General features: G+C 43.2%; 6 protein-coding genes. All 6 read right to left on the bottom strand.

The annotated features are described in order from the left end of the window. Positions 1–43: 43 nt before the first annotated feature. A complete protein-coding gene (locus V7R35_RS10395) occupies positions 44–3,124 on the bottom strand; it encodes an error-prone DNA polymerase (RefSeq protein ID WP_334014740.1) in 3,081 nt (1,026 codons plus the stop codon). A 26-nt stretch (positions 3,125–3,150) separates the two neighbouring features. Further along, a complete protein-coding gene (locus tag V7R35_RS10390; RefSeq protein WP_334014738.1) occupies positions 3,151–4,560 on the bottom strand; it encodes a Y-family DNA polymerase in 1,410 nt (469 codons plus the stop codon). Between the two features lie 2 nt (positions 4,561–4,562). Continuing rightward, positions 4,563–5,273: a recombinase RecA gene (locus V7R35_RS10385; protein WP_334014737.1), complete on the bottom strand. Its 711-nt coding sequence runs from the start codon at positions 5,271–5,273 to the stop codon at positions 4,563–4,565. A gap of 246 nt (positions 5,274–5,519) precedes the next feature. Then, positions 5,520–6,047 (bottom strand): hypothetical protein, encoded by a 528-nt coding sequence (locus V7R35_RS10380; protein ID WP_334014736.1) that lies wholly within the window; start codon positions 6,045–6,047, stop codon positions 5,520–5,522. Positions 6,048–6,049: 2 nt separating this feature from the next. Further along, complete coding sequence (locus tag V7R35_RS10375; protein WP_334014734.1) at positions 6,050–7,801, bottom strand: DUF885 domain-containing protein; 1,752 nt, start codon at positions 7,799–7,801, stop codon at positions 6,050–6,052. Between the two features lie 35 nt (positions 7,802–7,836). Then, complete coding sequence (locus V7R35_RS10370) at positions 7,837–8,172, bottom strand: DUF1820 family protein (protein WP_334014732.1); 336 nt, start codon at positions 8,170–8,172, stop codon at positions 7,837–7,839. Positions 8,173–8,329 lie beyond the last annotated feature (157 nt).

The following is an 8,329-nucleotide window of genomic DNA, read 5'->3' as shown; positions in this document are numbered from 1 at the left end:
CTAGCGTTTTAATTTCTCCGTTTCAAAACTCAGCGTTATTGATTTAATGGAAGTCTCTAGAGGGAAGTGTGATGTCTTCCAACCAAGGGGTACGATCAATAAGTTTCCCTGCAATAATATGAATAACGCCCTCTTTTGAGCATTCTATAATACCGTTCACTTGTAGTAGTTTTGCTTTTAAGAATGTTTGCTGCTGAGCACGTGCTGTGGCCTGCCAGACAACTACATTCATATTTCCGCTATCATCTTCCAAAGTCAGAAAAGTTACACCCGCAGCAGTACCAGGGGCTTGTCTGCCTGTTACAGCGCCAAGTACCTTAACTACCGATTTATTCTTTTTACCCTTTAAAGTATTCGACCAGCTAATATTGTTAAGTTTATGCTTTTTCTTTAGCAGTGTGATTGGATGATTTTTTACAGAAAGACCGGTAGAAGCATAGTCCTCTAACAGGTTGTCTGCGTCAGAGGGTTGTTTAGATAAGCCATCATTGTGTAAGTCTGCATGCTCTTCAAACAGCGGTAATGAACCCTGAGTGTCCATCATCTTCCAACGCGTCTCGTATCTATTACCACTTATACTCTTAAGCGCATCAGCGCTAGCCAGTGCCTGAAGGTCGCTGCGTGTTAAGCCCAACTGTTGAATTTCATGCATGGCTACATAACCATGAGTAGGGCGATAGGTAACAACAACAGATGCGCCTGACTCACTTAGCCCTTTTATAAGACATAACCCCAACTGAATTTCCTTCTGCAGACCATTTAAAACCATGGTGTGCTCAACACTCGATTGATTAACACAAGGTGCGTGTACAGTGATTCCATGGCGCTTTGCATCTTGCATGAGTTGAGAAGGTGAGTAGAAGCCCATAGGCCAGCTATTTAGTAGCGCAACATAGAATTCGACAGGGAAATAGTACTTAAGCCAACAAGACACATAGGCAAGTACAGCAAAAGATGCCGAATGTGACTCTGGAAAGCCATAGCCCGCAAACCCTTTAATTTGTTCAAAGAGGTTATGGGCAAAGTTAGGGTCGTAACCTCTATCGGTCATCCCTTTAATAAGCTTGTCTCTAAACTCGAAAATACGTCCGTCTTTTTTCCAGCTAGCCATTGCTCGTCTTAGCTGATCGGCTTCACCGCCACTAAATCCAGCGCCCACCATAGCAAGCTGTATAACTTGCTCTTGAAATATAGGGACGCCCATTGTGCGGGCCAGTACACGTTCAACGTCTTTTGAAGGGTATGTGATAGTTTCATTGCCATGGCGGCGAATAAGGTAAGGGTGCACCATATCACCCTGAATTGGCCCAGGTCTTACTATGGCTATTTGTACAACAAGGTCGTAATAGGCACGGGGCTTAAGCCTTGGCAACATAGACATTTGAGCTCGAGACTCTATTTGAAATACGCCCACAGTATCGGCTTTACAAATCATATCGAATACTTGTGCGTCATCTCCTAGCTTAGTGATAAAGGGAATGCTCACGTCTACAGGGTATTGTTTATTAATAAGCTCGAAAGTACGCCTAATTGCACTTAGCATTCCCAAGGCCAATACATCTACTTTCAATAACCCCAGTGTTTCAATATCGTCTTTGTCCCACTGAATAATGGTTCGCGCTTCCATGGCGGCATTCTCAACAGGCACTAAATCGTAAAGTGGCCCTGCACTAATAACAAAACCACCAACGTGTTGCGACAAATGCCGCGGTGTACCTAACAGCGCCTCGGTTAATGTAATTAGCTGCGTTACTTTGGGGTCTTCTGCATTAAGGCCCAAATTGGCTAGTTGAGACTTCCACGGAATAACGCTGTCTCTGCGGTTAATTTGCTTTACGATAAAGTCGAGCTGAGACTCACTAAAACCGAGTGCTTTTCCTACATCTTTAAATGCCGATTTAAAGCGATAGCAAATAACTGTAGCAGCAATAGCTGTGCGCTCTCTGCCATACTTTTCGTAAATATATTGAATAATCTCTTCACGTCGTTGGTGTTCGAAGTCAACGTCTATATCCGGCGGCTCATTACGTTCTTTTGAAATAAAACGCTCGAACAGTACGCTAATTTGTCGTGGATCGACGGCGGTAATTTCAAGGCAATAACATACGACCGAGTTGGCTGCAGAGCCTCGCCCCTGATACAAAATATGCTGCCGCTTAGCAAATTGTACAATGTCGTAAATGGTTAAGAAAAAGTATTCATACTCTTGCTCTTCAATCAGTTTGAGTTCTTTCTCAATAATGGCACGTATGTCTGGCGTAATGCCTTCTGGGAAGCGTATTTTTATTCCGGCCTCAACACGCTCACGTAAATACGAAGTAGGCGTGTAGCCATCGGGCACAAGCTCCGCTGGATATTGATATTTCAGCTCGCTTAATGAAAAAGAAAATTGTGCGGCTAGTGTGTTGGTATTCGCTACCCACTTTTCAGGGTATAGCTTTTGTATTTTAGGCAATGTTCGCAAACTACGCTCAGCATTACTTATGGCATTTCTGCCAATGCGTTCTACAGTAGTATGTGCCTGTGTGGCATGTAAAACATGTTGTAATGGCAGCTTGTCGGCATGGTGCATAAGTACACCCGTACACGCAATAACCGGAAATGCATAGGTGGCCTGTAGCTGATTATAATGAGCGAAACGATGGTGATCGCGTCCGTCCAATAAACGCTGTGCACCAATATAGGCATCTATTGCGGTGTGGTTTTGTAGCCACTCTCCCCAGTGCTTATCTTTCTCCTCATTGCCATTGGGAAGCCATATTAGTTTACAGTGTTTAATGGTACGCAAATCCCATTCTGCTAACTGATACTCGCCTTTTTCTGAACGACGTCTTGCGTTGGTGATAATACGGCAAAGCTCGCTGTAAGCCTTTTTATTGGGGCACAAAAGTATAAAACTCAAAGCTTCATCAAAAACAAAGTAACTACCCACAATAAGTTTTATAGGTAGGCGCTGTCGTGTGATTTCATCGAAAGCACGCACTACGCCGGCCACTGAGCACTCATCGGTAATAGCTATAGCGTCGTAGCCTAAAAAGGACGCTGTGGTAACCAGCTCTGCAGGTGATGAAGCACCGCATAAAAAACTGTAATGGCTTTGACAAAAAAGCTCACTGTATTGCATTTGCAGCTCTCATAACTTACGTAGCGTTAGCAAAAAACACCTTGCGCCCACCATGCAGCATTTTCATCTTTAAAAATTAGCATGCGTACTCCCTGCGATGTTTGTGCAATAAAGTAGTCTCGTTTGTGGTCGGTATTGTGCCACCATTCGCTGTTAAGCCTGACGGGCCCAAAGCAAACCTGTGTGGCCTGCGTTAGAGGCTTTGGTGGGGTGAAAGTAAAAGTAGGTACTATATCGCTTTGATAAGGTTGGTTAGCCGTATTGCTTTGTGTCACTGTCATGCCATCAAATTGATGGCTGTCTGCGGCAGCAGGTTGATAGGTACTATTATCGCCTAGCTTTGCGTTTAGTCGTCCAATAAGTTGCTTTTGTGCTACCTCGTTGAAGCGATGATTAAAAAAGTCGCCGTTATCACTGTCGATGTCTTCAAATGATTTGCAGCTTAAGGTAAGTCCTACGGCGGGCTCTGGCAGCACTGCGTTTTCTATTTTCAATGTTACTAGTGTTAGCCAGCCTTGGGCAGACGCTTGGGGCATTGCGGCTTGTATGGCAATATCCATTACGGGCGCTTCACGGAAGTGAATACTGAAAGTAAGCGCCGAGGTATATAGATTTCTTGCGCGTAGATAATGTGAAAGACGTTCTAGCTGCTGAGTAATAAAAGGGTGTAAATGCTGTGTATTTTCTATATCAAAAGGCAGCTGTATAAAGTTGTCGAAATGGGTTTGTGGTCTAAATAGCGATGCTTTTGGGAATATTTCACCGCGCAGTGCCGTTAAGTAAATAATGGTATTGTTGTCGAATCGACGACCTAATTCATGCACTGGCATAGCCAGCAGGTCGTGTACTTTTGTAATGCCTACTCTTGCGAGTGCTTCAACAACTTTAGGAGCAAGTGCCGTTTTAGATAAATGGCAACTTTCAAGCGCGCGCTTAATATCGTCATGATGCTCGAAGTATGTATTAACGCCATGTGTCGCTAGTACTTTTGCTGCTTCAACCGACCACGCTGTTGCAAACTGATAAGACGTATTTGCATGCATTAATTCACGCGTTAATGTTTTCCATAGCGCAGCATGACCACCGTAATAGTGCGTTAAGTTATCAAGCCTAATGGCCATACCGTTATGGCTATCTAGTACGATATCTGATGCCAGCGGATACAGCCGATGCGCTAACTGTATTAATAGATCGCTTTCAGTGCTCTCATTGAATGGAATAATATTTACGTTAGGGCACAATGCTGCCGCTTGCGCTAGTCCATGACCTACCTCTATGCCTGCTTTCCTAGCATCGTCATTTAGCTGTTTGATACCATTATTTTTTTCACAGTACACAATAACGGGTTTATCAGCAGATGAACCTAGCTGTTGAGTAATAGCTAGCTGATGCTGATCGAGCGTTAACTGATAGTAATAAAGGTAGGCCCACAGCATAGCTAGTTCACAGAATGTAATGCATGATCCGCCAACTTGTTATGCTCCATAGCCCATTTAATCGCATGATTGTCGGGGGTCCAGTTGTGGGAAATTGTTATGTTGCTTGTTGGCCATCCGTGCCGTTGCTTACGTACATCAGCTGTTACTGTAGATGCCTGTGCCTGCAAAGATAGTTCGAGTGTAATGGGCAATGCATGGGGCATACTGCCATGCTCCTGATTTACATTGGCGCATTGCGGTGATGTATACAGTAAACACAACGCATCATTGTGCGTTGCGGCAACTTGTAAACGTCTGGCCGCTTTTGTACAAACACGGTTACTCCACAATATTACGCAATGACAAGCTGTACTTTTTAAGCATTGCTCTGCTGCCCACAGTGATTCCTGATCGGCGGGTGTATTAACAACAAGCACTTGTTGTAAATCTAAGCCTAAGTTTGCTAACCATGGCGCTTGTAATTGTCCTGGTGGGTTAATAAACACCACCATTTTGTGCGTGCGATGCTTACACAATACGTGCTTAAACAAAGACAACTCGCCAACACCTGTTAATGACGAAATACGCACTAACCCCGACGAAGCTACTCCGCCATTAAGTGCGCTATCAAGGCGAGCAAAGCCGAGTGAAAATTTGGCTTCACTGTTTTTCTTCTCTCGCGCCCGCCAGACATGCGGGTGCTTACTTAATGTTGATAATATTTCAGTCATGGCATTCAAAATAAACTGTATTTTTATACAGTATTATAGTGAGCCAATATTCCTTTTCAAGATAAAACCCTGCTAAGTAAGACAAGAGAGTGGCAATTTGGCTTTAACTTTATGAAAAGCTTAAGAAGGTAAAAGATTAAATTTAGTAGAAAGAAAAAAGCCACGCTAAAAAGCGTGGCTTATAAAAAAGTAAAGTTATGAGGTAAAGTTATGAGGTAAAGTTATGAGGTAAATTTACAAGACAAGTTAAGCGTTATTTTTCTCTTGTGACTCTGGCTGCTCTACATTGCTCGATTTAGTGGTACCCGTTACCGATGCGGTTACTGCCTGACAAAAAGCAATAAAACCGTCGGCTGTGTTTTTTGACCACGCCATACGAATATTACCAGGTAGCGCTTTAACAACTTCTTTTATTACCTCTAGGGTAATATCTTCATTTGCCAGTACTTTGTTTAAAGACTCTTCCAGCGAGTCGCCTTTTTCACAGCATGTCATTACTATGGTTGAAAAATTGCGCATCAGAGGGCTGAGTGCGTTGTACTGCTCTTGATTAATAAGGCGGCTTTTGTAGGCACTTTCAATACGTGAAGATAAGCTCTTTTCCAGTGCGTCTGTTACCATTACCAAGTTGTGATAGGCGTAATTAATCTTGCTGTTGGTTTGCTTGTTAGTATGACGTGAAAGCGCTAGTTCTTTTTGTAAGTTCTGTGCGCGTAGCACAAAATAAATTAACGCTAGAATAAGTATTCCAATAACACTGAATGCGACAACCATGCTTATTGAGCCTTTTGTTCTTCTATAAATTTATTAATATGCTGCTCTAATATAAAGAGTGGTACCGAGCCGTTTTCTAATACCGCACGGTGAAACTTGCGCACGTCAAATTGCTCGCCTAGTGCTTCTTCAGCCTTGGCGCGTAACGCCTTAATTTTTATTTCACCTATTTTGTAAGATAGCGCTTGTGCAGGCCATGAAATATAGCGGTCTATCTCTGTATTTACGTTGTGTTCAGAAAGCGCCGTGTTTTCCATCATATAGTTAACAGCCTGCTGACGGCTCCAACCCATGGTGTGCATACCGGTATCCACGACTAGACGACATGCTCGCCACATTTCATAACTTAGGCGACCAAAGTCGTCATAGGGATCTTCGTAAATACCAGCTTCAATACCTAAAAATTCAGAATACAGACCCCATCCTTCACCGAACGCTGAAATATAAGTGTTGCGGCGAACCATCGGTAAGTCTTCAAGTTCCGCAGCAAGTGAAATTTGCAGGTGATGACCCGGTACGGCCTCGTGTAATGTTAAAGCAGGTAGGGCATACAAAGGGCGTTTATCAAGCGCGTATGTATTTACCCAGTAATACCCCGGCTGGTCGTCACGACTTGGGTGAATGTAGCGGCCTGTGGTGTACTTTGGCGCAATACTGTCGGGTACTGGAGCAACGCCATAAGGTGTTCTAGGAAGGTATTCAAACAGTGCTGGCAGCTTTGCATCCATCTTTTTGGCGATAAAGGATGCCTCTTTTAGCAGTTCTTCTGCACTGGTTGCGTAAAACTGTGGGTCTTCACGTAAAAAGGCGATGAAATCGTTAATATCGCCATCAAACTGAAGTTCATCCACAATGCTCTGCATTTCATTTCGAATGCGTTTTACTTCAGATAAGCCAAGTTGATGTATGTCCTGTGGCGTCATATCAGTAGTGGTGTAGTGCTTGGCTCTATTAGCATAATACGCCACACCATTTGGCCAATTGTTTGCTGCTATATCGCTTCGCGCATTGGGAATGTACTGCTCTACCATAAAATCATAAAACCGCTGGTAGGCAGGAAGTACTCTGTTTTCAATAGCGCTTACACCTTGCTGGGCTAACCGCTGTGTCTCAGCCTTAGTGAAGTAGTCTGGAAAGCGTTTAAACGGTGCATAAAAACCGCTTTCGGTAGCATCATCAACAATATAAGCTGCAATCGATTCTTCGAAGCCCTGCATAACGACTTTGGGTTGTGTATAGCCTTCTTCCAGCGCTTGCTGCATATACGCTATCTGCTGATTAAAGTAAGGTGCTAATGCATTTAGGCGACTAATATAAGCGTCGTAGTCTTCTACTTGTTTAAATGTAGACATATTCGGCAGTGAAGCCATTGCGCCATGAAAACCATATTCGGAATTAATTGGCACAAGGTAAGCGCGGTACGTGTACTCATCGACATAGTTAGCTAAACGATACTGCTGCATTAACAAAGCGATATACGCTTGGGTCGACAAATTCTCTTCGTTGTAGTTAGAAAGCGCTTTCTGAAAGCTACGCCACTGTGTGTTTTGCTTTGCGAGCCCCTCTGGCGAAATATCTGGAAGTAAATGGGCCGATTCGCCATGACCCTGTCGTGATGCAAGAAGAGGAGACACCGAAAGCTCGTACTGCCAAATATCATCTAGAAGCTGATACAAGCTTTCATCATTATATGGCTTTGCAGATAGGCCAACGCTGCCGATAAGTAGTAGTGCTGCTAAAACGTAGCGATACATAGTGTCCTCCGGTAACCTTTACCGGAAATCGGTGGTTACTCTTTCGTTGGTGTATATATTGGACTAGGGAATGTAGCTACTTTATCAGATTTATTTTCTAATTTAGTAATTTTGGCAGAACCTTTTTTCTTTACTGCGTCAATGCGCAAAATATTGTGCATTGGAACGTAAGTTTTTGTTACGTCTGAAAATTCAGATTTAAGTCTTTCATGGCTAGGATCTACAACTACGCTAGTGTGGGTGTCCCATACAAATTCGCCAATTTCAACAAAGCCGAACAATGCACCTTGAATTAAGGTTTTTACATACAGTTCGTAACGTTCGCCGTTGCTAATAAATTGCACTCTGTAAAGGGTGTCGTCTTGTGACATGTGCTGCTCTTAACTCTTACTAATAATGATAGAAAACGATGGCTTAATAGCCTCATTTCATACGTGGTAATAGGAATTATGATTTTACAATGACACTAAAATACGGGCAATGGCATGAAACATGTGTTGAACGTTACGCTACACAATAGCCACAACA

The sequence above is a fragment of the Alteromonas sp. S167 genome, from assembly GCF_036864375.1.
GTDB lineage: Bacteria > Pseudomonadota > Gammaproteobacteria > Enterobacterales > Alteromonadaceae > Alteromonas.
This window is presented reverse-complemented; position numbering and strand designations above follow the sequence as displayed.